Origin of the sequence: Olleya sp. UBA1516, from assembly GCF_002323495.1 — a bacterium.
In the GTDB taxonomy this organism is placed as follows: Bacteria; Bacteroidota; Bacteroidia; order Flavobacteriales; family Flavobacteriaceae; genus Olleya.
Window position 1 is genome coordinate 171,510 of sequence record NZ_DCQO01000022.1, and the last position, 23,916, is coordinate 195,425.

25 protein-coding genes and 1 riboswitch are annotated in these 23,916 nt (G+C 32.2%); of the genes, 17 read left to right on the top strand and 8 right to left on the bottom strand.

From position 1 onward, the window contains the following. Positions 1-127: 127 nt before the first annotated feature. The gene (locus tag B2989_RS15040; protein ID WP_272021967.1) at positions 128-520 is read right to left on the bottom strand and encodes a GxxExxY protein; all 393 of its coding nucleotides are present in this window, start codon (positions 518-520) and stop codon (positions 128-130) included. A gap of 57 nt (positions 521-577) precedes the next feature. Further along, positions 578-3,193 carry an alanine--tRNA ligase gene (gene alaS / locus B2989_RS15045; protein ID WP_292950062.1) on the bottom strand — a complete coding sequence of 872 codons (2,616 nt, stop codon included), beginning with the start codon at positions 3,191-3,193 and terminating at the stop codon, positions 578-580. Between the two features lie 132 nt (positions 3,194-3,325). On the opposite strand from alaS, the gene B2989_RS15050 reads away from it, so the two are divergent. The 11 genes from B2989_RS15050 to thiD all read left to right on the top strand — a co-directional run bounded on the left by B2989_RS15050 (position 3,326) and on the right by thiD (position 11,080). Continuing rightward, entirely contained in the window at positions 3,326-4,297 is a 972-nt protein-coding gene (locus B2989_RS15050; RefSeq protein ID WP_292950064.1) for a M23 family metallopeptidase, read from the top strand. After that, complete coding sequence (locus B2989_RS15055) at positions 4,297-4,626, top strand: MerR family transcriptional regulator (protein ID WP_292950066.1); 330 nt, start codon at positions 4,297-4,299, stop codon at positions 4,624-4,626. Before B2989_RS15050 ends, B2989_RS15055 begins: the two co-directional genes overlap by 1 nt. 11 nt (positions 4,627-4,637) lie before the next feature. Next, complete coding sequence (locus tag B2989_RS15060; RefSeq protein ID WP_145002966.1) at positions 4,638-5,237, top strand: LemA family protein; 600 nt, start codon at positions 4,638-4,640, stop codon at positions 5,235-5,237. 4 nt (positions 5,238-5,241) lie between these two features. Further along, positions 5,242-5,685: a TPM domain-containing protein gene (locus B2989_RS15065; protein ID WP_145002969.1), complete on the top strand. Its 444-nt coding sequence runs from the start codon at positions 5,242-5,244 to the stop codon at positions 5,683-5,685. Between the two features lie 53 nt (positions 5,686-5,738). After that, on the top strand, positions 5,739-6,551 hold the full coding sequence (locus tag B2989_RS15070) for a TPM domain-containing protein (protein WP_292950106.1): 813 nt from the start codon (positions 5,739-5,741) through the stop codon (positions 6,549-6,551). 44 nt (positions 6,552-6,595) lie between these two features. Then, on the top strand, positions 6,596-7,201 hold the full coding sequence (locus tag B2989_RS15075; protein ID WP_292950069.1) for a hypothetical protein: 606 nt from the start codon (positions 6,596-6,598) through the stop codon (positions 7,199-7,201). A 218-nt stretch (positions 7,202-7,419) separates the two neighbouring features. Beyond that, positions 7,420-7,989 (top strand): hypothetical protein, encoded by a 570-nt coding sequence (locus tag B2989_RS15080; protein WP_292950071.1) that lies wholly within the window; start codon positions 7,420-7,422, stop codon positions 7,987-7,989. Between the two features lie 72 nt (positions 7,990-8,061). Further along, a riboswitch (TPP riboswitch) is annotated at positions 8,062-8,154 on the top strand. A 79-nt stretch (positions 8,155-8,233) separates the two neighbouring features. Then, a complete protein-coding gene (gene thiM / locus B2989_RS15085; protein WP_292950073.1) occupies positions 8,234-9,007 on the top strand; it encodes a hydroxyethylthiazole kinase in 774 nt (257 codons plus the stop codon). Beyond that, positions 9,004-9,648: a thiamine phosphate synthase gene (gene thiE / locus B2989_RS15090; protein ID WP_292950075.1), complete on the top strand. Its 645-nt coding sequence runs from the start codon at positions 9,004-9,006 to the stop codon at positions 9,646-9,648. The genes thiM and thiE overlap by 4 nt, the downstream gene beginning before the upstream one ends. Continuing rightward, positions 9,624-10,277, top strand: coding sequence for a thiaminase II (gene tenA / locus B2989_RS15095; protein WP_292950077.1), 654 nt, complete (start codon positions 9,624-9,626; stop codon positions 10,275-10,277). The genes thiE and tenA overlap by 25 nt, the downstream gene beginning before the upstream one ends. Next, positions 10,265-11,080: a bifunctional hydroxymethylpyrimidine kinase/phosphomethylpyrimidine kinase gene (gene thiD, locus B2989_RS15100; protein WP_292950079.1), complete on the top strand. Its 816-nt coding sequence runs from the start codon at positions 10,265-10,267 to the stop codon at positions 11,078-11,080. Before tenA ends, thiD begins: the two co-directional genes overlap by 13 nt. 136 nt (positions 11,081-11,216) lie before the next feature. Here the strand turns inward: thiD and B2989_RS15105 are convergent, their stop codons facing one another. Beyond that, the gene (locus B2989_RS15105; RefSeq protein WP_292950081.1) at positions 11,217-14,000 is read right to left on the bottom strand and encodes a TonB-dependent receptor; all 2,784 of its coding nucleotides are present in this window, start codon (positions 13,998-14,000) and stop codon (positions 11,217-11,219) included. Between the two features lie 112 nt (positions 14,001-14,112). After that, positions 14,113-15,423 (bottom strand): ribosome biogenesis GTPase Der, encoded by a 1,311-nt coding sequence (gene der, locus B2989_RS15110; protein ID WP_145002996.1) that lies wholly within the window; start codon positions 15,421-15,423, stop codon positions 14,113-14,115. Between the two features lie 98 nt (positions 15,424-15,521). Between der and B2989_RS15115 the strand changes: the two genes are divergently transcribed. Further along, positions 15,522-16,019, top strand: a complete 498-nt coding sequence (locus B2989_RS15115; RefSeq protein WP_292950083.1) for a GTP-binding protein — start codon at positions 15,522-15,524, stop codon at positions 16,017-16,019. 58 nt (positions 16,020-16,077) lie between these two features. On the opposite strand, the gene B2989_RS15120 is transcribed toward B2989_RS15115, so the two are convergent. The 3 genes from B2989_RS15120 to B2989_RS15130 form a co-directional block, all read right to left on the bottom strand. Then, a complete protein-coding gene (locus tag B2989_RS15120) occupies positions 16,078-17,607 on the bottom strand; it encodes a choice-of-anchor I family protein (protein WP_292950085.1) in 1,530 nt (509 codons plus the stop codon). Positions 17,608-17,694: 87 nt separating this feature from the next. Continuing rightward, positions 17,695-18,576: a GTPase Era gene (era, locus tag B2989_RS15125; protein WP_145003005.1), complete on the bottom strand. Its 882-nt coding sequence runs from the start codon at positions 18,574-18,576 to the stop codon at positions 17,695-17,697. Between the two features lie 27 nt (positions 18,577-18,603). Further along, positions 18,604-19,062, bottom strand: a complete 459-nt coding sequence (locus B2989_RS15130; RefSeq protein ID WP_292950088.1) for an RNA methyltransferase — start codon at positions 19,060-19,062, stop codon at positions 18,604-18,606. A gap of 144 nt (positions 19,063-19,206) precedes the next feature. On the opposite strand from B2989_RS15130, the gene B2989_RS15135 reads away from it, so the two are divergent. Together B2989_RS15135 and B2989_RS15140 are read left to right on the top strand one after the other, a co-directional pair. After that, the gene (locus tag B2989_RS15135; protein WP_292950090.1) at positions 19,207-20,004 is read left to right on the top strand and encodes a DUF6503 family protein; all 798 of its coding nucleotides are present in this window, start codon (positions 19,207-19,209) and stop codon (positions 20,002-20,004) included. A 1-nt stretch (position 20,005) separates the two neighbouring features. Beyond that, a complete protein-coding gene (locus B2989_RS15140) occupies positions 20,006-20,581 on the top strand; it encodes a DUF2911 domain-containing protein (protein ID WP_292950092.1) in 576 nt (191 codons plus the stop codon). Between the two features lie 86 nt (positions 20,582-20,667). Here the strand turns inward: B2989_RS15140 and B2989_RS15145 are convergent, their stop codons facing one another. After that, a complete protein-coding gene (locus tag B2989_RS15145) occupies positions 20,668-21,051 on the bottom strand; it encodes a hypothetical protein (RefSeq protein ID WP_292950094.1) in 384 nt (127 codons plus the stop codon). An 83-nt stretch (positions 21,052-21,134) separates the two neighbouring features. Here B2989_RS15145 and xerA point away from each other — a divergent pair, with 83 nt between their 5' ends. The 3 genes from xerA to B2989_RS15160 all read left to right on the top strand — a co-directional run bounded on the left by xerA (position 21,135) and on the right by B2989_RS15160 (position 23,857). After that, positions 21,135-22,265, top strand: coding sequence for a site-specific tyrosine recombinase/integron integrase (gene xerA / locus B2989_RS15150; protein WP_292950096.1), 1,131 nt, complete (start codon positions 21,135-21,137; stop codon positions 22,263-22,265). Between the two features lie 25 nt (positions 22,266-22,290). Then, positions 22,291-22,899 (top strand): hypothetical protein, encoded by a 609-nt coding sequence (locus B2989_RS15155; protein ID WP_292950098.1) that lies wholly within the window; start codon positions 22,291-22,293, stop codon positions 22,897-22,899. A gap of 142 nt (positions 22,900-23,041) precedes the next feature. Continuing rightward, positions 23,042-23,857: a hypothetical protein gene (locus tag B2989_RS15160; RefSeq protein ID WP_292950100.1), complete on the top strand. Its 816-nt coding sequence runs from the start codon at positions 23,042-23,044 to the stop codon at positions 23,855-23,857. Positions 23,858-23,916 lie beyond the last annotated feature (59 nt).

Genomic DNA, 23,916 nt, shown 5'->3' on the forward strand with positions numbered 1-23,916 from the left:
AATTTTAAAATGTTTTTATAACATGAAAAACACTAATTAAATGCTGCCATCACTTTGAACAAATAGCTCTCGCTGAGACGCTAAGACGCAAAGACGTATTCTTTTAAAAAAATTAAATCTTATCTATTTACAAATTATTTACAATCCGAGTTATACCTGTTTTTATTAAAGGACTATTAAAATTAATCAGTAAACCCAATTTTAAACCACTCAATTTTAAATACGTTAGTAATTGTTTTGGATGTACTGGATGAATTTCTTGCACTGATTTAATTTCGATGATTACTTTATTATCCACAATTAAATCCGTCCTAAAACCCAAATCTAACGTTTTACTTTTCCAAACCACTGGTAACTCTTTTTGTCTCTCGACAGATAAGCCTGCAGCTATTAATTCTGTATAAAGTATTTCCTCATAAACGGACTCTAAAAGTCCTGGACCCAACTGAACATGAATATTATAACAACAATTAACTATAATCGATGACAGGTAATCCTCAAATTTTCTATTCTGCTCAATTTAACCAAAACTACAAAAATATAACTTTAAGACTTCCCTACTTTGCGAGAAAAACCTTTAAGAGATATACCCTTTAGCAGCCTCTAAAGCATTATCTATACCATCTGGATGCTTACCACCTGCTGTTGCAAAAAATGGCTGTCCACCTCCTCCACCATGGATGTGTTTACCTAATTCTCTAACAATAGTTCCTGCATTAAGCCCTTTAGCGTCCACTAAACTTTTAGACACATAACATGAGAGTATTGCTTTACCATCATTTTCTGCTCCAAATAACAAGTATAAGTTGTCAAATTGGCTACCTAACTCAAAACATAAATCTTTAATACCAGAAGGATCTAAATCTAATTGTTTAGCTAAGAAGTTTACTCCGTTTATTTCTGTAATTTCATTTTTAAGCTCGCCTTTTATATTCTTAGCTTTATCTTTAAGTAATTGTTCTATTTGCTTTTTAAGACTTGAATTTTCCTCTTGAAGATTCTGTAATGCTTTAACAGGCTCTTGTGCGTTGTTAAGCATATCTTTCATTTCAAAAAATGATCTATTATTGTCCTGATAATAAGACTTAACAGCATCATTTGTAATTGCTTCAATACGACGTATACCTGAAGCAACTGCACCTTCAGACACTATTTTAAAATGCCAGATATCTGCAGTGTTATCCACGTGTGTTCCTCCACATAATTCTATAGACTGACCAAAACGTACTGTACGCACAGCGTCTCCATACTTTTCGCCAAATAAAGCCATAGCACCTTCTTCAATCGCTTTTTCCATTGGTACGTTACGACCTTCTTGTAATGGTAACTTACTTTCTATTCTAGAGTTTACAAAGTTTTCTACATCACGCAATTCTTCAACAGTTAACTTAGAAAAGTGAGAGAAATCAAAACGCAAATATTTAGAGTGTACTGCACTACCTTTTTGCTCTACATGCTCTCCTAAAACCTCTCTTAAAGCTTGATGCAATAAATGTGTTGCTGTATGGTTACATTCTGTTCTGTAACGCTGTTTCTCGTCAACTTTTGCTACAAACACTTGATTTACATCACGAGGTAACTCTTTAGTTAAGTGAATAATAACGTTGTTTTCCTTTTTAGTATCTACAATATAAAATACGTCACCATTCCCAGCTTGTATATATCCTTTATCTCCAACTTGTCCTCCACCTTCAGCATAAAATGGTGTTAGATTAAAGACCAGTTGGTGCATCTCGCCATCTTTTTTAGAAACGACTTTACGGTATTTTGTAATTTTAACTTTAGCTTCTAATTGATCGTAGCCTATAAACTCTTGGTCTTCATCTTGGATAAGCACTGTCCAATCGTCAGATTTTAACTCTGATGCTTCACGACCTCTACCTTGTTGTTCTTTTAAGCGCTTATTAAATTCGCCTTTATTATAAGAGAATCCTTTTTCACGTAAAATTAAATCCGTTAAATCTTCAGGAAAACCATAGGTATCTTTAAGTTCAAAAACCTTAGATCCTGACACTTGCTTATCTGTTGCATTGTCTACAATACGATCTAAAATTGCTAAACCTTGATCTAATGTTCTTAAAAAAGAGGCTTCTTCTTCCTTAATTACATTTTCTATTAATTGCTTTTGTGCTTTTAATTCTGGAAAAGCTGATCCCATTTTTTCGGTTAAAACATTAACCAAACGATAAATAAATGGTTCTTTTTTATCTAAAAAAGTAAAACCATAACGTACTGCACGACGCAAAATACGACGGATTACATAACCAGCTCCTGTATTACTTGGCAATTGTCCATCTGCTATAGAAAAAGCTACAGCACGAACATGATCAGAGATAACACGAATAGCAATATCTACTTTTTCTTCTTTATTATAATCTTTCCCAGTAATGGTTTCAATCTCTCTAATTATTGGCGTAAATACGTCTGTATCGTAATTAGATTGTACGTTTTGCAACACCATGCATAAACGCTCAAATCCCATTCCTGTATCAATATGTTTGTTAGGCAAACCTTCTAAGGTTCCGTTTGCTTTACGGTTGTATTGCATGAAAACTAAATTCCATATTTCCACAACTTGTGGATGGTCTTCATTTATTAAAGTCTTACCATCTACTTTAGCTTTTTCTTCAGCAGATCTAATATCAACATGGATTTCACTACAAGGCCCACAAGGTCCTTGCTCTCCCATTTCCCAGAAGTTATCCTTTTTATTTCCTTTTAAAATACGGTCTTCACTAATGTACTGTTTCCAAATATCAAAAGCTTCGGTATCCATTTTAAGGTTATCGTCATCATCACTTCCTTCAAAAACGGTAACGTATAATATATCCTTATCAATTTTATACACTTCGGTTAAAAGTTCCCAAGCCCAAGCAATTGCTTCCTTTTTAAAATAATCGCCAAAAGACCAGTTACCCAACATTTCAAATAATGTGTGGTGGTAGGTGTCATAACCAACTTCTTCTAAATCGTTATGTTTTCCAGAGACACGTAAACATTTTTGGCTATCTGTAAGTCTATTATTTTTTGGTTGACCATTACCTAAAAAGTACTCTTTAAAAGGAGCCATACCAGAATTAACAAACATTAATGTTGGATCATCCTTTAACACCATTGGTGCAGAAGGTACGATACTATGTTTTTTATCTTCAAAAAATTTAAGGAAAGTTGCGCGTATGTCTTGAGAGTTCATAATACTATGTTGATAATCTTGTTAGCATAAGCTTAACGCTTATTAAAACAATTTATATATTTGTTATTCGTTACTATTTAATTAACTGAAAAATTCAGGTTTATTAATTGCAAAAATAGTATAAATTAGATAATGAGTAAGGTAAAATATTATTATGATTCTGAAACGCTCTCTTATAAAAAAATAGAGCGCAAAAAAAGACGCACATTTAAGTTTATAACACTATTTTTAGTTGCTGCTGCTTTGTTTGGTTTTTTGTTTGTTTTTATAGGTGGTCATTATTTTGAGTCTCCAAAAGAAAAAGCCCTAAAACGCGAGTTAACCAATCTAGAACTTCAGTTTGATTTACTTAACAAAAAAATGGAAGAGGCTGAAACGGTCTTAGCCAATATAGAAGATCGTGACAACGCCATTTATAGGTTATATTTTGAAGCCAATCCCATCCCTGAAGAGCAACGAAAAGCAGGTTTTGGTGGTGTAAATAGATACAAAAAACTAGATGGTTATGATAATTCAGAATTAATTATAAGCAGTTCAAAACGTATAGACAAACTATTAAAACGTATTGTAGTACAATCCAAATCTTTAGATGAAATTGCTGTTTTAGCTGAAGAAAAAGAAAAACTACTACTTGCAATTCCTGCTATACAACCCGTTAGCAACGAAGACTTAACACGCATGGCTTCTGGTTATGGTATGCGATCTGACCCTTTTACTAAACTAAGAAAAATGCATTGGGGAATGGACTTTACTTCTCCAAGAGGTACACCTGTTTATGCATCTGGTGATGGTATTGTAGAGCGTGCAGACAGTAATTCTGCTGGATATGGAAACCATATTAGAATAGATCATGGCTATGGTTATGTATCGTTATATGCACACTTATTTAAATATAATGTCCAAAAAAACCAACGTGTTAAACGTGGTGACTTAATTGGCTTTGTAGGTAGTACAGGACGCTCTGAAGCACCACACTTACATTACGAAATATTTAAAGATGGAGAACGCATTAACCCAATTAACTTTTACTATGGTAGTTTAACACCAGAAGAGTTTAATAAGTTATTAGAACGTGCTTCACTTGAAAACCAATCTTTAGATTAATGATTATAGACCTTCCAGAAAAACGGTATTACACCATAGGTGAAGTCGCTAAAGCATTTGATGTTAACACATCATTAATCCGTTTTTGGGAAAAAGAATTTGACGAGCTTAAGCCAAAAAAGACAGCAAAAGGCAATCGAAAATTTACACCTGAAGACATTAAAAACCTTCAACTAATTTTTCATTTAGTAAAAGAACGTGGGTTTACTTTGGATGGTGCAAAAATTCATTTAAAAGAAGAAAGAAAAAAAACACTTGATAATTTTGAAATTATAGCTAAATTGGAAGGTGTAAGAGATCAACTAATCAAACTAAAAGAACAACTTTAAAACCAACAATTATGAAAAAATGGCTTGTACCAGTAATTATTATTGCAATAATTGCTTTTAGCTTATACAAATGGGCAGTAGGAATAAACAATACAGCAGTAACTTTAGAAGCTAATGCAAAAACTGCATGGTCTAATGTAGAGAGCACTTACCAAAGACGTAATGACTTATATAGTAGTGTAATTAAAACAGTTCAAGGATCTGCTGACTTTGAAAGAAAAACGTTAAACGAAGTTATTGCAGCACGTGCAAAAGCAACATCTGTTAATATTGATGCTAGTAATTTAACTCCAGAAAAAATGGAAGCTTTTCAAAAAGCACAGAGTGAATTAAGTGGATCTTTTAGTAGACTTATTGCCTCTTTTGAAAGATATCCAGAATTAAAAACTACAGAACAGTTTAAAGAATTTATCTCTCAGCAAGAAGGTACTGAAAACCGAATAAATGTTGCTAGAGACAGATATAATGAAGAAGTAAATAAATATGATATTTATACTTCTAAATTCCCTAACAGCTTATTAACAGGATGGTTTGGATTTAAAGAAATGGCTAGATACAAAGCTGATCCAGGATCTGAAAACGTACCTGATGTAGAATTTAAATTTGACTAAAAACATGATACCTGAAGACGTAGAATCTTTTCTATCCACTACCGAAGAGCAAGAAATTGTTGAGGCTATACGTATAGCAGAAGACCATACGTCTGGAGAAATCCGTGTGCATATTGAAAACACTTGTAATGACAACCTTGAAGGTCGCGCATTACAAGTGTTTTCTGTTTTAAAAATGCATAATACTAAAGACAGAAATGGTGTTTTAATTTACGTTGCTGTAAACGACCATAAATTTGGGATTTATGGAGATAAAGGTATTAACGATGTTGTGACTAAAGATTTTTGGGACAACACTAAGTTAATTATCCAAAATCAATTTAAAAATGGTCAGTTTAAACAAGGGTTAGTAGATGGTATTTTACATGCTGGCCAACAACTAAAAACCCATTTTCCAGTCCAAGATAATGACACTAACCAGTTGACAAATACGATCTCTAAAGGATGAAATTAAAAAACCAACGGTTAGCAGTTTTTAAGCAATCTATAAAACAGTATACAATGCCAATCATTGTATTATTACTGTTACTATCGTTTAGCACAGGTTTTGCACAATTTAAAATACCAGAAAAACCAAGCCTATCAAATGGTGGACAAACTAGTGTCTATGATTATGCAAATTTGTTATCTGCAAGTGAGAAAAGCACTTTAGAAAACAAATTAATAAAATACTCTGACACAACCTCAACTCAAATTGTGGTTGCAATAATAGCATCCACTGATGGAGAATACATTAATTATTTAGGCACACAATGGGCACATGCTTGGGGAATTGGTCAAGAAAAAGAAGATAATGGTGTATTTATTTTATTGGCCAGAGACGATCGCAAAATAAATATTAGTACTGGTTATGGAGTAGAGCATTTATTAACAGATGCTATGTCGCGTCGTATTATAGAAAGAGACATAATACCATACTTTAAGCAAAATGATTATTATGGAGGCTTAAATCGTGGTGCTGATGCTATTTTTGAAGTCTTAACTGGAGCATATCAAGGCTCTAGACAGAACACCAATGCAGGAGACTTCCCTGTAGGACTTATATTCTTTTTGTTTATTGTGTTTGTCATCATACTAATCTCTGTATCTAAAAACCAAAAAGGTGGAAATGGTACAGATAACTTTGGAGGTGGTGGCAACACGACACGAAGTATTTTAGAAGCTATCATTTTAAGCAACTCTGGACGTGGAGGTTACAGAAGCGGTTCCGGAGGATTTGGAGGTGGTTTTGGAGGCTCTTCTGGAGGAGGTGGATTTGGTGGAGGCTTCGGTGGAGGTGGCTTTGGAGGTGGAGGCGCTTCTGGAGGTTGGTAATTTTTTTTAGAATAAAAGCATTATATATCATTGTTGTAAAACATTTGAGAACAACATTATCCATACTGATTTTAATTCTTCTGCTGACTGCTTGCGGACAAAATAATAACGGAGAAAAACGAGTTGCGATTGAAAAACCAATTCAACGTTTTATGACTTTTCGTTTGGTCGATAACGAATTAGTTGAGTACGATATTGATACACTTAAGAATTACAATGGAATTATAAAAATTTTGGACGAAACTGACTGTTTAAGTGAATATGCTATTTTTAAATTGGAGACTGACGACAAAGTTTATAAAATCCAACCATTACAATTTTGCGAAAGTATATTTGATTACAAATTAAGAGAAGTACTTTATGTAAATACCGATAGTATTACTGTAAATTACGAGCTGAAATTCCCAATAGATAGCTTAAAATTTGCTCTGACAAATCATCTTTTCAATCCAACAAATAATAGGAATTACTCACTAAAAAACGAGAAAAAGCTGATTAGTATAAATGTTGATAGCACAAAAGAAATAAACGAAACAAAAAAACTATTGCTGAATATAATTGAGGAATTAAATGGAATTGAAAATAAGCCTAATTTCGGTTTTATGTTTGAAAATAGAGGAATATTGCCTAAAGCGATTATTGTGGAATAAAAACGTTTTACAACAACGTATATAAAAAATAGCGCGAGTCTTTGCTAACAAAAAGGTTCGGGCATTTTTAGGAAGTCGCCAAATTTTTAAATTTGACGATTTCCAATAAAAAAGATAAATAGTAAAATTTAAAAATTCGGCTCGTGTTTCATCCTAATAGATAGCGTATATTTTCAGCGCTACTTTTCATATACACAACCGTTTTGCACAATTAAAAAATGACACGTCAAATCAGAGATAAACTTATTTATGAAAATCAAGAATATTATCTTAATACTGAACTAATAGAACTCTACTTTCGACAACATCCAGAAAAACGTCCTAAATTTGAAATAAGTTGTAGTGCTTTGTGGAGAGGATACGTTGCGATATTTGAGGTCAAAAATAATAAGCTTTTAATTAAAGAACTAGATTGGTTGACTGACATAAATTTTAATATGCAATCATTTCGAGAAGAATTATTTCCAAATAACAAGTTTACATGGTATTCTGGACTTATAAGAATTGATGAATTTAGAGGAGAATTTGACAAAGAACCTGAAAACGGAATATTTGAATATTTGGAGATTGAAAACGGAAATTTGATACAGAAAAGAACATTCAATTTTGAGGAACTTCAAAGATTTAAGAAAGAACAATATGACTATTTTTTATTATCTGATGAAGTAGAACATCTTTATGAATTTTGGGAAAGAAATAATGAAAATGGAGTTATTAATAAAGAAAGAATTAATACAATCATTTTGAAAAACATAATGGAATACACTCAAAAAGTATACGTTGAATAAAACCATATTCAACAATGTAACCAATTAAAAATTGAAGTATATAGACAAATTCAAACAAAAAAAGTAACTTTACAAAATCGTTAGGGGTGCCCAAATATGGCTGAGATTATACCCTATGAACCTGATATGTTTAACAACAGCGGAGGGAAACGAGCCTTGTACATAATTGGATATATAATTATACAAGCCACTTTCGCAGCTACGAAAGTGGCTTTTTTTATTATAAAAATTGACAATAAATACTATGTCTAAAAAACAACAACTCAACAAAATTTTAAATGAATTAAAAGCACAGGCACCTTTAGTTCATAACATCACCAACTATGTCGTGATGAACACTACTGCCAATGCTTTACTTGCTATTGGCGCATCACCTGTAATGGCACATGCAATTGAAGAGGTCGAAGATATTACTTCCATTGCTTCAGCTTTGGTCATTAATATGGGAACACTAAGCCCAAAGTGGGTTGAAGCAATGGAATTAGCCATTAAAAAAGCAAACCAACTTAATATACCAGTTGTTTTTGACCCTGTAGGTGTAGGCGCTTCTTCATACAGAACTAAAACTGCTCTAAGAATTATTGAACAATATAAACCTTCGGTTATTAGAGGAAATGCATCAGAAATTTTAGCATTAACTCAATTAAGCAATAATACTAAAGGTGTTGATAGTACAATAAGTTCAGAAAACGCATTAAATGCAGCTCAAGAGCTTTCAAAAAAATTAAATAGTACCATTGTTATAAGTGGTGCAGTAGATTATATTATTACTGGAGAGCTTATGGATAAAGTAACCAAAGGAAAACCTATTATGGCCAAAGTTACCGGAATGGGTTGCACTGCTACTAGCATCATTGGATCTTGTGTAGCTGTAAACACAAACTACCATGTGGCTTCACATATGGCAATGGAATTAATGGGAAAAGCTGGAAATATGGTTGATAAAATATCACATGGTACTGGAAGTTTTCAAGTAAATTTTCTTGATGCTTTATACCAAATTTCTAATAAAGAATGAAACAGCAAGATTATTCACTAATGTATGTTACTGATGAACGAATAACTGACAATACAGCGTTTTTAAAGGTTTTAGAATCCAGTTTAAAAGGTGGTGTGAGCATAGTTCAATTAAGAGAAAAAAAACTAAATACAAAAGCATTTTATATTCGAGCCTTAGCTGTAAAAAATCTTTGTTTAAAATACAAGATTCCACTTATTATAAATGACAGAATAGATATTGCTTTAGCTATAGATGCAAATGGTGTGCATATTGGTCAAAAAGATATGCCTGTAGGACTTGCTCGTAAGTTATTGGGCAAAAACAAAATTATAGGTTGGTCTGTAAGCAATATAAAACAAGCTTTGGAAGCTAACCATCTAGACGTGAATTATATTGGCATATCTCCAATTTTTAATACTAATACAAAAACAAAAGATTTAGACTCGCCTATAGGTATTGCAGGCTTAAAAGAAATAAAAAAAATATGCAGCATACCTATTATTTGTATTGGAGGTATCAACAACAAAAATACTGCAAGCATAATACAACATGGATCAGATGGTGTAGCAATAGTTTCGGCTATTTCACAAGCTGACAATCCAGAACAAGCAACAGCACAATTAAAAGAAATTATATGTCAAACTGGTACGAAAAAATAAATTTAAAAACAGCACACATTTTAGAACAGATAAAAGCGCATAGTTTTATACAAGAGCTTATGGCTGGAACGCTTCCAAAAGACATATTTTATTTTTATATAAATCAAGACGCTATTTATTTATCTGAATACAAAAAGATTTTGGCACAAATAGGTATAAAATGTTCTGATGAAAATGATACACAGTTTTTTTTGAATGCAGCCACAGGAATCATAAATGTAGAAAATGCCTTGCATCAAAATTTTCTTAATCAAAAAACTATTACAAATGAAGCTTCAATTACGCGCGAACTTTATATAAGTTACTTATCGCGTATGGCACATACTAAATCTTTAGAAGAAGGTCTTGCAGCTGTGCTTCCATGTTTTACTATTTACCAACAGATTGGAGATTACATCTTAGCCAATCAGACAAATAAAAACAACAATCCATACCAAGATTGGATTAATACCTATGGTGGAGAAGCATTTGCAAATTCAGTAAAAAGTGCAATTGAAATAACTAACAAGCATACCATTAAAGCATCACAAGAAAGTATAAATAACATGAATAAAGCTTTTGAAAAAGCTTCAAAATTAGAATGGATGTTTTGGGATAGTGCTTATAATAAAGAATCATGGAAAATATAAAAACACCCTACAAAAGTGTATTAACTATTGCTGGTAGCGACTCTGGTGGTTGCGCAGGAATACAGGCTGATATCAAAAGTATTTCGGCATGTGGCGCATTTGCAGCAAGTGTTATAACTGCATCTACAGCGCAAAATACCAAAGGTGTCTTTGATATACATCCAATGCCTATTTTGCATATTGAAAACCAACTAGATGCTGTGTTTTCAGATATTAATTTTGATGCCATAAAAATAGGCATGCTCCATTCCTGTGAAGTAATAGAAATTGTTGGTATAAAATTAGCTGAATACCATACAAAAAACGTTGTAATAGATCCTGTAATGATAGCAACATCAGGCGACAAGTTAATTACAGACCAAGCTATAGATTGCTTAAAAAAATTATTGCCAAAAGCATTGTTAATTACACCAAATAGCAAGGAAGCAGAAACATTAATTGGATATGTAATCCATAAAAACAACGTTAAAGCTGCTGCAAAAGATATTGCCCTAACGTTTAAAACATCTGTATTATTAAAAGGTGGTCATTTAGAAGATACTTCAGACGATATGTTTGATGTATTGTACAATTTTTCAACTGATACATTATCTGTGTTTAAAAACCCAAGAATAAACACAAATAATACACATGGTACTGGTTGTAGTTTATCGTCAAGTATAGCTGCATTTTTAAGCAAAGACGATGATTTAGAGTATGCTGTTAAGCAAGCTTGTGAATACATAAACGTTGCTATTACTAATGGTAAAAACAAAATTTTAGGACATGGAAATGGTCCTATAAATCACTTTGGATTAAAATAACTGCATGAACTAAAAATACTAAACCATTATTAACAATCCACATTAACTAAACACATATTATACAACACAAAAGCAGCTTACATTTTAAGGTAAGCTGCTTTTTTTTATTATAGACTTTATGTAGGTTATGGATTAATTAATCCATGTAATACATACCATTATCTCTAGATTCTCCCTTAGACCCTAAACTATTAAACTTCCAACTAAAGTTAAGCATAAAGTATTGACGTAATACAGTACTTTGCGTATCCTGTATATAGTCATTAGTAGCTGTACGTCTTGCGTTGGTATTTTGATTTAATAAATCATAAACTTTTAGCGTGACTAACCCTTTATCTTTTAATACTGAATACGCTACACTAGCATTCCAAAACCAAGCATCTTTTTGAAAACCATCTGCTATATTTGGATTATAATTATAGGTGACATCATTTCGCCATTCTAAACCTTTTGGAAGAAAAAATGCAGTATTTAAATCTAAATTATGAGATGTAAAGTTTCTATCTTCAAAAGCTTCAATATCGTATTTATTATTTGAAAATGAAATTCGGTAACGTGGTTTAAACTCAAAAATAGTATTATAAACATAATCAATCCCAAAGTTTGGATTAAACACCAATACATTACTTGCGTATTGCACGTCATTATTATAGTTTATATTTTTTGAAAAGTTTGACCAGTTACCAATTTTAAATCTTACAGATTGTAAAGAGTCTATTTTAAACTTTTTACTATAATCCACTCCAAAATACCCACTTTGATTACCGTCTACATTGTCATAAGTAGTAATACGTTTTAAAGTTGCTGGATCAATTGTTGTTCTAGACACGACTGCATTTTGGCTTCTAGAAATATTAGCATACATGTAAAAACCAGAACGTTCTTGCCAATTATAAGCATTAAAGCCCATGTAAAAACTATGCTCATTAGTTGGCTCTAGATTAGGATTACCAACAACTGTATTTAATGGGTTTGACACATCCTCAAACGCTTGTAATTGTCTTAAAGATGGAGGTCTATTTGATAGTCTATAATTGGCATAAATAGAAGCCTTTTTACTAAATCTATAATTAAAATTAGACCTTAGCTCGACTGCTTTAAAATCTCTTTCAACATTAAATTGCGGTCGTAATCCATCTTGATTTTTCAAAGTTCTAGACACGTAATCTGCACCTACTCTAGCAGACCATTTTTCTTTATTATAACTTAAGCTAACTCCTGGTGCGCTTTTAATATCTGTGTATTCAAAATCTGTACTTAACAGTTCATTAAAAGCATCATAATTATCTGTACCAGAGTTATAATCAAAGGTACTTTGTTTGTTTTCGTCTTTATTACGTTGGTATTCATAATCAAAACTTACAAAAAATTCTTTTTCAATAATTGGCAATCTATAGCTTATATCTGTTTGTAAATTGTTGCTAGTATTATCACCATCAGTAAATTGGTTTCGGTTAATAGTTTCTGGACTTGATCCAAACACTTCGGTATTAGAATTTATAAAGTCTTCACTTTCGCTATTATTAAAACTGTTATCCAATCCAAATCTTAAATAGGCACCTTTATTACCAAACTTTTTAGTAACGCTAATTTCATTTGAAAAGTTTTTAACGCGATTATCTACAAACGATGATAATGTAGATTGGTTGGTTAACGCTCTATCCTCATCTAAAGTTTCGTCTTGACTAGTATAATCTGTTGTACTTTTTGAGTAAGCAAAAGATGGTTTGATGTTTATAAAAAATGTAGTGTCAATTTTTATTTCAAAATCCGAATTTACAGTATGACTTTGTGTATCGTTATTTGAGCGAGATCTAGAATTAGAAAAATATCTAGAATCTGATAAAATAGTTTCCCTTTGGGAAGACGTTTCGTTTTCAGAGTTACTGTTTGAGAAAAAATAATCTGCAGCAACTTCTGTTTTTTCGCTTAAAGCATCTGCATAATTGGCTCCTGCTAATTTAGAGGTTGTAATCCCTTGACCACCTCCAAATTGTCTTCCGTTAATACTAAAAGAACCATTGCTATCCCAACTTCGGCTTCCACCACTACCAAACATTTTTTCGATTTCACCAAAACTAAATCCTGGCGAGTTTATGTTATTACCACCAACTAAAACGCTAATACGTTGGTCGTTGTCAAACCTATTAAACATTCCGGCAAACTCATACCTTTTATCTGTCCCAACTCCTGCTGCAACACGTCCAAAAACACCTTTATTGTTTTCTTCTTTTATGGTTAAGTTTATGGTTTTGTTTTCTTTATCTCCTTCTTCTCCTGTAAAGGCTTCACTTTTTGTTTTGGTATCAACAACTTGGATTTTTTCAATAATCTCTTTAGTTAAGTTTTTTATTGTAATAGAAGGATCGTTTCCAAAAAAGGGTTTACCGTTTACCAATATTTTATTAACCTCTTTACCGTTAACTTTAATCTTACCTTCTTCGTCAATTTCGACACCTGGTAATTGTTTTAGTAAATCCTCTACAGTTGCGTCTTTTTTGGTTTTAAATGAATTTACATTAAACTCTAAAGTATCTTTTTTAATAGTTACAGGAGCTGAAGACTTGATAACTACCTCATCTAAGGCATTACTAATTTGCAAATTAATTTTACCCAAATTAATGGTTCCACCTGCTTTGATAGCTATTTGTTTCTTGTAAGATTGGTAACCTACGTAAGACACTAGAAGGTTTAAATTTTCTTCAGCACTAGCATCTTCTAAACTAAAAGCGCCATTTTTATCTGTAATAGTATAAGTTACTAAACTACTATCTTTGACACGCTCTAGATAAACCGTTGCGGCTTCTAAAGGTGCTTGATCTAAGTCATCAAGCACCTGACCTGTTATAATAAATTCTTTGGATTGACTAAATGAAAAAGCGGTACACAGCAGTGCTGTGATAATGATTAGATTACGCATTGGTTTTTGGTTGATGTTATAAAGCCTGATTAGTAGCTCTTTATTTTCAAAAACGAAAGTAACCTTGTAATATTATCTTTAGTCTTAAAAGAAACTTAAAATTTCCTTAAAATTATTTTTTACGCATGTAAACGCTAATTGGCACACCTTTAAAGTCATACAACTCACGTAATTTGTTTTCTAAATAACGCTTGTATCCTTCACGCACGTATTGTGGTAAGTTACAGAAAAAAGCAAATTGCGGTTGTGGTGTTGGCAATTGCATTACGTATTTAATTTTAACAAATTTACCTTTATAAGCTGGTGGTGGATAATTATCTATGATAGGTAATAAAGTCTCATTAAGCTCGCTAGTTTTGATACGCTTAGATCGGTTTTGGTACACCTCAACAGCGGTTTCAATAGCTTTATAAATACGTTGCTTAGTTAATACCGAAATAAATACAATTGGCACATCAGTAAAAGGCTCTAATTGTGTTTTGATGTATTTTTCAAATTCGATAGTTGACTTGTGGTCTTTTTCTACTAAATCCCATTTATTTATTAGCACTACAATACCTTTTCTGTTACGTTGTGCTAACCAAAATATATTTTGTACTTGTCCATCAAATCCTCTGGTAGCATCAACTACTAAAAGACAAACGTCAGAATGCTCAATAGCACGTACGCTTCTCATTACAGAGTAAAACTCTAAGTCTTCTTTTACCTTAGATTTTTTTCTAATACCTGCAGTATCTACTAGATTAAATTCAAATCCAAAACGGTTATATTTTGTATCAATAGAGTCTCTGGTTGTACCAGCTATATCTGTAACAATATATCTATCTTCACCAATTAAGGCGTTTATAAACGATGACTTTCCAGCATTAGGACGACCAACTACTGCAAAACGTGGTATAGCATCTACTTCCTCTTCCTCCTCTTCTACTTCTGGTAATGCTGCTACTAAAGCATCTAATAAATCTCCAGTACCACTTCCGTTAATACTAGCAATAGTGTGGTATTCACCAAGTCCTAAGTTATAAAACTCGACAGCATCTTCTTCACGCTTACCATTATCTACTTTATTAACTACTAAAAAGACAGGTTTTGTAACTTTACGCAGTAATCTTGCAACATCCTCATCCATTCCTGTTACACCATCTTCCACATTTACCATAAAAATAATGGCATCTGCTTCTTCAATAGCTAAAACAACTTGTTTATCGATTTCTGCTTCAAAAACATCATCACTTCCTTTTACATATCCTCCTGTATCGATTAACGAAAATTCTTTTCCGTTCCAATCACTTTTACCATAATGTCTATCTCTTGTAACACCACTAACAGCATCCACAATTGCCTCACGACGTTGAATTAAACGATTAAAAAAAGTTGATTTACCAACATTTGGTCTTCCTACAATAGCTACTATATTACCCATATCTTTGTTTTTTTATGCATTACATATCCTGTAAGCGAGTGCAAAGGTAGTGTTTAGTTTGAGAAAAAATAGTATTTTACTTTCATTATGAGATAATTATGAACGAAAATTTAAATGAAGTCGTGCTGCGACCACGATTTAAGATAGAATTAAATAAATCACATACGTCTGTTTTAGAAGCTTTTGAAGCTAAACGACTGGACCAGAAGCAATTTATAGTCTCCAGAGTGGATGATCATGTGTTTATTAAATTACCAAAAGCGCAACAACAATTTTGGTCACCACAATTACATTTAGAGATAAATGATCTAGAAAACAACAAAAGTCAATTGTATGGGCTTTTTGGTCCCAATCCTACAGTTTGGACATTATTTATGTTTTTACATTTTTTAGTTGCTGGATTATTTATAGCATTTTGTATTTGGGCTTACTCCAATTATGCCTTAAAAGTAGACTATCAATTACAAGTTTGGGGACTAATTGGTATGGTTATACTATGGTTTATATTGTATTTTTCTGGACGTTTAAGTAAAACGTCTAACCAAAAAGAAATGACAGCACTTTACACGTTTATGAGTAGTGTTTTAGATGAATAAAAAAAGCTTCAGTTTACACTGAAGCTTTTTTTAAAAATTCGATTATATCTTATATATCTTATTGTTGATTTTCGTAAAAGGTTACTGTACCACTATCCTCGTTAGACACAACTAGCAAGTCTTTTCCTGTTGGGCTATCTGCTGCAGGAATAGCTAACAAGCCTTCTGGAGCCTCGTCTCCAGCATGTGATAAAATGGATAAAAACACAGGTGCATTTGGATTAGTAATATCATACACCATAATTTGGTCTGTACGCTCTAAGCCAACAAATAAAATATAACGTTGGTTACCAATATTTAAAACATCAACACTTTCTGGTTCTGCACCTTTATCATCGCTTCGTTTATCCTCATCATTAAAAGTTGCTGGAGTAGCTGCTAAGGTTTGCGTTGCAATACTATTACCACTATCATACACTAAAGCACCATTTGCACTCCAGATAGAAAACGAACGTGCACCATAACTATACAAATAGTCATAATCACCATCGTTATCAATATCGCCTTCAGACAACATCACATTTAATCGTCCTAAATTAGCTTCGTTTTGATAATCCTCTGACACTGGGAACATAGTCGCATCTAAAGTTAAATCTTTAACTCTGTCAATGTCAATATAACCAGGAGTACCTTCATATTCTCTTGCATCACCTTCATTAGCAGAAATCACATAATCTGTTCCGTTTATTCTAACAGATACAATAGCATCTGGTTGGTACAAACCTCTAACTGGCCAATTTTTAAGTTGGGTTACGCCATCCTCATTACTAGCATCCAAACTATTTTGAGGCAACATGTGGTCTTTATAACCTAAAGGAAAAATAGCTTCAATGGTTTTTGTTAGCAGGTTAATTTTTGCAATTCCGTTATTTTCTTGAAGAGATACCCAAGCTGTCTGCGAGTCTTCTGACACTGTAATATATTCTGGCTCAACGTCTTTTGCTAGATCTGCATTTAATCCTGTTACTCTAAAGTGATTGGCTTCCAAAGTAGCCTCTTGGCTATTAAAACTTGTAAAATCTAATGTGGTAACTGTATTATTATTTAAATCGATAATACTTACCGTTCCCATGGGATCGTTGGTATAATCTCCATTTGGCTCGCCTTCATTAGCTGATAAAATAAAATTACCATCTTTAGAAAATGTAACCATATCTGGTAACGCACCAACTGTATAAGTATTATTTAAAGACGCATCAGCAGTATTATACACTCTTATTTGTCCTGGATTTTGTTTAATTGAAGCCTCAACAGCTACTGCTAACTTACCATCAAAAACCGCTACACTATTAGGTGCACCAAAACCATTTAAGCTAATGGATGCTTCTTGCATTGGTAGTTCTAAATCTGTAAGGTTGTAAATAGAAATCTCATTACTTTCAGCATTAGTAACAAACAACTTTTTTGTTGTTTTATCATATGCAGAAATTTCGGCAGCAGCCTCACCTCCAACATTAATTGTGGTTTTATAAGTAAAATTAACTGCTGTATTTACTGTTGGTAAATCTACTGAAGCGTCATCATCGTTTGCACAATGGAATAATGTTAAGGCTGAAAATAATAGTACTGACTTTTTTAAATGTTTCATTTTTAGTTGGTTTTTTTATAAACCATAAAAGTGAAACATCAAGTTTAACCTAAAGTTAAGTCAAAGCAACGATTACATTAAAATATGCTACTGATTGTAACCAAAACGTTTTAACTGACGTTGGTTGCTTCTCCAATTTTTATTAACTTTTACATAAAGCTCTAAGTGAATTTGCTTACCAAAGAATTTTTCTAGATCCTTTCTAGCCTCTACACCTACACGTTTTAAAGCGCTTCCTTTATGTCCAATTATAATCCCTTTTTGGGTTTCGCGCTCCACCATAATTACAGATCTTACCCTGATTATTTGGTCTTCTTCAAAAAACTCTTCCGTATCAATCTCTACTGCATAAGGGATTTCCTTTTTATAATGCATTAAGATTTTTTCTCGAATGGTTTCGTTTATAAAAAAGCGTTCTGGCTTGTCTGTTAATTGATCCTTTGGATAAAATGCTGGAGATTCTGGCAATAATTCGATAATACGATCAAAAACCTCTTTTACATTAAACCCTTCTAAAGCCGAAATAGCAATAATCTCTGCATTTGGTACTTTAGTAGCCCAAGATTGTACTTGCTCTTCTAACTGCTCTTGATTAGATTTATCAATTTTGTTTAAAAGTAATAAAACAGGGATTTTAGCATTGGTAATTTTATTAAAAAACGCTTCGTCTTTTAATTCTTTTTCACCAATTTCTACCATATAAATAAGGATGTCTGCATCATCAAAAGCGGACTTAACAAAATCCATCATAGAGGCTTGCAGCTCGTAAGCTGGTTTAATTATTCCTGGTGTATCACTTAGTATTACCTGAAAATCTTCACCATTAACAATCCCTAAAATCCTATGTCTTGTGGTTTGTGCCTTAGAGGTAATTATAGACAATTTTTCGCCTACAAAGGCATTCATAAGTGTTGACTTACCTACGTTTGGATTACCAATAATATTTACAAAACCTGCTTTATGTGCCATCTTAATCTTATTTAATAGACCGCAAAGTTACGACCTTGGTTTGTTTATTCCTCTATCATACATCACAATACTTCCTGCAACAGATACATTTAAGCTTAATTGCGACTTAAATTTAACCAAAAAATGGCTTTTATCTATCGCTTGTTTAGATAATCCATGATCCTCTGCACCTAATAAATAGACACAACGTCTAGGATGATGGAAGGTTTCTAGATCTACAGCTGTATCATCCAGTTCCACACCTACTAATCGCGCACCTTTTGGGATGTTATCATAAAAATCCTGAAAGGTATCATAATGAAAATATGGCATAGACTTGACTGCATTATGCGTATCGCAAGCTTGTTTAGCATACCTATTACCAATTGTAAAAATATAGCTAGCACCTAAATTTTGTGCAGTACGCCAAAGGACACCTAAGTTTTCTGGTGTTTTTCCGTTTTGGATACCTATACCAAAATATTCGTTTTCAAAATTATCTACCATGTTACAAAAGTAAAATTTTTAAGTACATTTTAAACACTTCGACATACATATCCAAGATGGAAGCTATCATAAAATTTTACTAATTAACTGAAAGGTCTTGTTTTTAAAACGACAAAAATTGTAATTTCATCTAAAAATTAACCAATGACCATTTTAAGACCTGTTATTATACTACTATTATTAGTCCTAAACACGTCTTGTAAAGAGCGTAACACTAGTAATACTGCAACAGTCATAGATAGTACAACAGTAACAACGACTACCCTTAGTAAAGCGCAGCAAATTATAAATAAAACTATTTTGGCTCATGGTGGCGACTTATACCAAACTGCACATTATGCGTTTACTTTTAGAGATAAGCAGTATCAATTTAAAAATGATGGCTCTAATTATAAATACATAAAAACGTATATAAAGGACAACGATACGATCCAAGATATATTGACTAACACTACATTTTCAAGACTTTTAAATAACAAAGCAGTTACACTAACGGAAAAGGAAATTGTGGATAGCTCAGGAGCGATAAACTCGGTTATTTATTTTGCTATGTTACCTTACAAATTAAATGATCCTGCTGTTAACGCTAGTTATATTGAAGCTACTACTATAAAAAACAAAGACTATGCAGTCATACAAATTACTTTTAATGAAGCAGGTGGTGGACAAGACTTTGACGACCAGTTTTATTATTGGATAAATAAGGACACTAATAAAATTGACTATTTAGCCTACAGTTATCATGTCAATGAAGGTGGTGTAAGATTTAGAAGTGCTTATAACAGTCGTGTTATTGATGGCATAACGTTTCAGGATTATATAAATTACAAAGCAGATGTTGGTACAGCATTACAAACGCTACCTAAATTATATGAAGCTGATGTGCTTGAAAAACTTTCAGAAATAAAAACCGAGAACATAATTAATTTAAACAAAAACTAAAATGAAAAAATTACTATTTATTATCGCTGTTGTATTAACAGGAACGACTGTCAATGCACAAGAGTTTGCTAAAATGGACAAAAGCCCAATGGATCGTGCCTATTATCCAGAAAATGCACCAAAACGAGCGTTTGAAAAAGATGAAGCTAAGCAAGCCGCAATGGAGCCACAAATTAGAGTAACTTACTCTAGACCTGCAAAAAAAGGGAGAGACATTTTTGGAGGTTTATTAAAATTTGGAGAAGCATGGCGAGTTGGTGCTAATGAGTCTACTGAGATATTATTTTTAAACGATGTTACTGTTGGCGGAAAAACGGTAAAAGCTGGAAGATATTCTATAATAATCATCCCTACTGCTAACGAGTGGACACTTAAACTAAATACTGGTTTAGATGGTTGGGGAAATTACGGTTATGACGAAAGTAACGATGTTGCTAGTGTAAGCGTAGCTGTTACTGAAAGTGATACAGAAATTGAAAACCTGTCTATCGCGTTATACGAAGCATCTAAAAACACAGTACACTTAAAAATTGGATGGGATACTACTGTTGTGGAGTTTCCTATTACTTTAAAATAAGACTTAATTGCTAAAAAAAGCCTCGCAAATTGTGAGGCTTTTTTTGTTTAAACACTATTTGCATTCTGTTTAATATTGTACTACAGTTACTTTTTAAGCATATAATCTTGCCATTTTACCAATACATACTTCTCTATTCCGCTCTCCTTTTTTTTCATAAAACCAAACTCGTAAACAAACAAATACACCTCGTCTTTATTGTTTTTCCAGTAATGGGTAAAAAAATTGGGATCAAAACCTAAATCCAATAATACGTTAGTTCTAACTGTAACTTTTCCTGCTTTGTTATAAATTTTTAAAATACGTCTATTTAGCTTTAATTGTTTGTCTACACGACTATAAAATTTAGGTGTATCCTCTATCATTTTATTATAATGAAAAGAGCTTTTGCAATAAGCATCACAAAATTTTTTATCCGATCGTCCTGACACCTCTTTATTACAAGACAGACATGTTTTGCTTTTTTCCATAAAACAGAATATACAGCAGTTATTTATACGTTTATTAAACGTTTAATATACAACTATTTACATAAATAAAAGTAATATTGGCTATGGATCTAAAAAAACATATTACACTAAAACATCTTTTAATAGATAATAAAAAATTTATTGGACTACAATTTTACTCTGATAAGGTATTAAATTCTTTAATAAAAGAATTACCAGATTTAAAATGGACAGACGAGTTTAATATGCATTATATTGAAAACACAGCAAATAACTTAAGTGCAATATTTGATTTATTTAGAGGTGTTGCCTGGATTAATGGAAAATACTTTTTTCAGACTACCAAATCCAAACAATTGGATGAAGAATTTAATGTAGAATGGTACAGAAAACGAGACTTACCCAAAAATTTAAAATCGTGTCCAGAATCTTATTTTCAAAAATTAGAATTAAAAAGATACGCTAATAACACAGTAAAATCCTACGTGTCTTGTTTTGAAAGATTTATAAACTACCATAAAAACAAAGATATAGATAGCTTAAATGAAGTAGACATACGCAACTACATACAAATGTTAATACAGATCAAGCACTCCAACTCCTACATTAATCAAGCTATTAATAGCATAAAGTTTTATTACGAAGTTGTTTTAGGCATGCCAAACCGGTTTTATGCAATTGAAAGACCAAGGAAAGAAGCCAAATTACCAATTGTATTATCCAAAATAGAAGTATTAAAAATCATTGAATCCACCAACAACTTAAAACACAAATGTATTGTAAGCTTACTCTATTCGGCTGGATTACGTCGAAGCGAATTATTAAGTTTAAAACCAAAAGACATTGATAGCAAGCGTATGGTAATAAAAGTTTTAGGATCCAAAGGAAATAAAGATCGCTACACGTTATTATCCCATAGCATATTACAAGATTTAAGACAATATTTTAAGCAGTACCAACCAAAAGACTATCTATTTGAAGGTGTTAGAGGTCAAAAATATAATGCAAATAGTGTTTATAAAATTGTAAGTAATGCAGGTGTAAAAGCAGGAATAAAAGTTAAAGTTTCTCCGCATGTGTTAAGACATAGTTTTGCAACGCACCTCCTAGAATCTGGTACAGATTTAAGATACATACAGATACTACTTGGCCATAACTCGTCAAAAACCACAGAAATTTACACTCATGTTGCCACAAATACTTTTAACTTAATAAAAAATCCGTTAGATTTGTAGGTATATATAATAGGAATAAACTCCCTTGGGAGTTTATTCAATTGTTGTAAAACATTTCAAGAAACTGATTAATCAAATTGACATACCGAAATCTAAACAAGCTGAAAAGTTAGTTTTTAAGCGATGGATTCTTGAACGAATTGCTGAATATTTCCTTTATGGAATGTTTGTGATTGCTTTTCCTTTTATCAGTTTTATGGAATTTAATTCGGATTTGACCAAAAATGAGCCGATTGGAATTTCTTTAACCTTTTTTACTTTATCGCTTATACTTAGTTCTCTGCTTATCTACTCAATTCTGAATTTAAACACGCTGAAAAGAGTTAAAGGTATATCCAGAGGACAAAACACAAATCTGATTAAAAAAATTGCGGAGAAAAATAATTGGAATATCTATTCAAGCAATCAACAAATGACAATTCTAAATTTGAATTGGAAAGAATCAAGTGGATTTGATTGGGGAAAACAATTGACAATAATTTATGATGGAACTGATTTACTCGTGAATTGCATATCGTTCGGACTTCACTCAAGTCCTTCACCTTTTCATTGGTTTGCTAATAAAAGAAAAATAAATAAACTGAAAACGGAATTTGAAAGTGGAATAAAAAACGTTTTACAACAACGTGTATAGCTCATTGCGGCTGAATTCCTAATCGGAATTCATTGCAATTTGCTATCTTTCGGTTACGGCGGAAAATCATAGCTGATTTTCCGCAACGAGCCATACACAAAACCGTTGTGCGTCATTAACCAGCAACCTCGAAAAAAGAAAAATGAGTCGAAAAAAATGGACATCTGAAAAAATATTCACTCGACTGCTGAATAATAAAACGCAAAAAACTTTTTGGGATAATGTTAGAGAATTAAGAAATAGACCGAATAAAGAAGTATATAATCGAGCTTTCAAACTTGCTAATTCCGAAAGTGAAAAAGAAAAAATTATTGGAATTTATGTATTAGCTCAATTAGGTTTTGACCCAAGATTTCATCAAAACAAAACAGTAGATTTATATTTCAGATTATTAGAAAATGAAAAATCACCAAAAGTGATATCAGCAATTTTATCTTCAATAAGTCATAATAATGAGAACTTAAATGAGAATCAGATTTCAAAACTAATAGAATACAAAACTCATAACTTTGCGGATGTCAGGTTTGAATTAACTCTTGCAATTTCTTGTTTAGAAAATGAGAATGCGATTAAAACGCTAATCGAGTTATCTAATGACAAAGATTCTGATATCAGAAATTGGGCAACTTTTGGAATTGGGAGACAACTCGAAATTGACACAGAAGATATTAGGAACGCTTTATGGAATAGAATAAATGATTCTGACTTTGAAACAAAATCAGAGGCAATTGCTGGTTTAGCTGATAGAATGGACAAAAGAGTAAAAGATGTCATTATTTCCGAACTTAAAAATGGAGATTATGGAACTTTATTATTTGAATCAATATTAAAATTGAATGACAAGGATTTTTTGCCATATTTGAATGAAAATCTGAAAATTGCAAAAAAAGATAATGATGATATTAAAAATGGTTGGGTTCTAGCATTGGAAGAAACAATAAATGAATTAGAAAAATAACGAACGCACAACACCGTATATAATTTATTGCTTGGTTCTAGCCTACTTACGAAAATCCT

Excerpts from the sequence above, each read along its gene's own strand:
- alaS (WP_292950062.1), bottom strand. The coding sequence starts at position 3,193 with ATGAACTCTCAAGACATACGCGCAACTTTCCTTAAATTTTTTGAAGAT.
- B2989_RS15050 (WP_292950064.1), top strand. The coding sequence starts at position 3,326 with ATGAGTAAGGTAAAATATTATTATGATTCTGAAACGCTCTCTTATAAA.
- B2989_RS15055 (WP_292950066.1), top strand. The coding sequence starts at position 4,297 with ATGATTATAGACCTTCCAGAAAAACGGTATTACACCATAGGTGAAGTC.
- B2989_RS15060 (WP_145002966.1), top strand. The coding sequence starts at position 4,638 with ATGAAAAAATGGCTTGTACCAGTAATTATTATTGCAATAATTGCTTTT.
- B2989_RS15065 (WP_145002969.1), top strand. The coding sequence starts at position 5,242 with ATGATACCTGAAGACGTAGAATCTTTTCTATCCACTACCGAAGAGCAA.
- B2989_RS15070 (WP_292950106.1), top strand. The coding sequence starts at position 5,739 with ATGCCAATCATTGTATTATTACTGTTACTATCGTTTAGCACAGGTTTT.
- B2989_RS15080 (WP_292950071.1), top strand. The coding sequence starts at position 7,420 with ATGACACGTCAAATCAGAGATAAACTTATTTATGAAAATCAAGAATAT.
- thiM (WP_292950073.1), top strand. The coding sequence starts at position 8,234 with ATGTCTAAAAAACAACAACTCAACAAAATTTTAAATGAATTAAAAGCA.
- thiE (WP_292950075.1), top strand. The coding sequence starts at position 9,004 with ATGAAACAGCAAGATTATTCACTAATGTATGTTACTGATGAACGAATA.
- tenA (WP_292950077.1), top strand. The coding sequence starts at position 9,624 with ATGTCAAACTGGTACGAAAAAATAAATTTAAAAACAGCACACATTTTA.
- thiD (WP_292950079.1), top strand. The coding sequence starts at position 10,265 with ATGGAAAATATAAAAACACCCTACAAAAGTGTATTAACTATTGCTGGT.
- B2989_RS15105 (WP_292950081.1), bottom strand. The coding sequence starts at position 14,000 with ATGCGTAATCTAATCATTATCACAGCACTGCTGTGTACCGCTTTTTCA.
- der (WP_145002996.1), bottom strand. The coding sequence starts at position 15,423 with ATGGGTAATATAGTAGCTATTGTAGGAAGACCAAATGTTGGTAAATCA.
- B2989_RS15115 (WP_292950083.1), top strand. The coding sequence starts at position 15,522 with ATGAACGAAAATTTAAATGAAGTCGTGCTGCGACCACGATTTAAGATA.
- B2989_RS15120 (WP_292950085.1), bottom strand. The coding sequence starts at position 17,607 with ATGAAACATTTAAAAAAGTCAGTACTATTATTTTCAGCCTTAACATTA.
- era (WP_145003005.1), bottom strand. The coding sequence starts at position 18,576 with ATGGCACATAAAGCAGGTTTTGTAAATATTATTGGTAATCCAAACGTA.
- B2989_RS15130 (WP_292950088.1), bottom strand. The coding sequence starts at position 19,062 with ATGGTAGATAATTTTGAAAACGAATATTTTGGTATAGGTATCCAAAAC.
- B2989_RS15135 (WP_292950090.1), top strand. The coding sequence starts at position 19,207 with ATGACCATTTTAAGACCTGTTATTATACTACTATTATTAGTCCTAAAC.
- B2989_RS15140 (WP_292950092.1), top strand. The coding sequence starts at position 20,006 with ATGAAAAAATTACTATTTATTATCGCTGTTGTATTAACAGGAACGACT.
- B2989_RS15145 (WP_292950094.1), bottom strand. The coding sequence starts at position 21,051 with ATGGAAAAAAGCAAAACATGTCTGTCTTGTAATAAAGAGGTGTCAGGA.
- xerA (WP_292950096.1), top strand. The coding sequence starts at position 21,135 with ATGGATCTAAAAAAACATATTACACTAAAACATCTTTTAATAGATAAT.
- B2989_RS15160 (WP_292950100.1), top strand. The coding sequence starts at position 23,042 with ATGAGTCGAAAAAAATGGACATCTGAAAAAATATTCACTCGACTGCTG.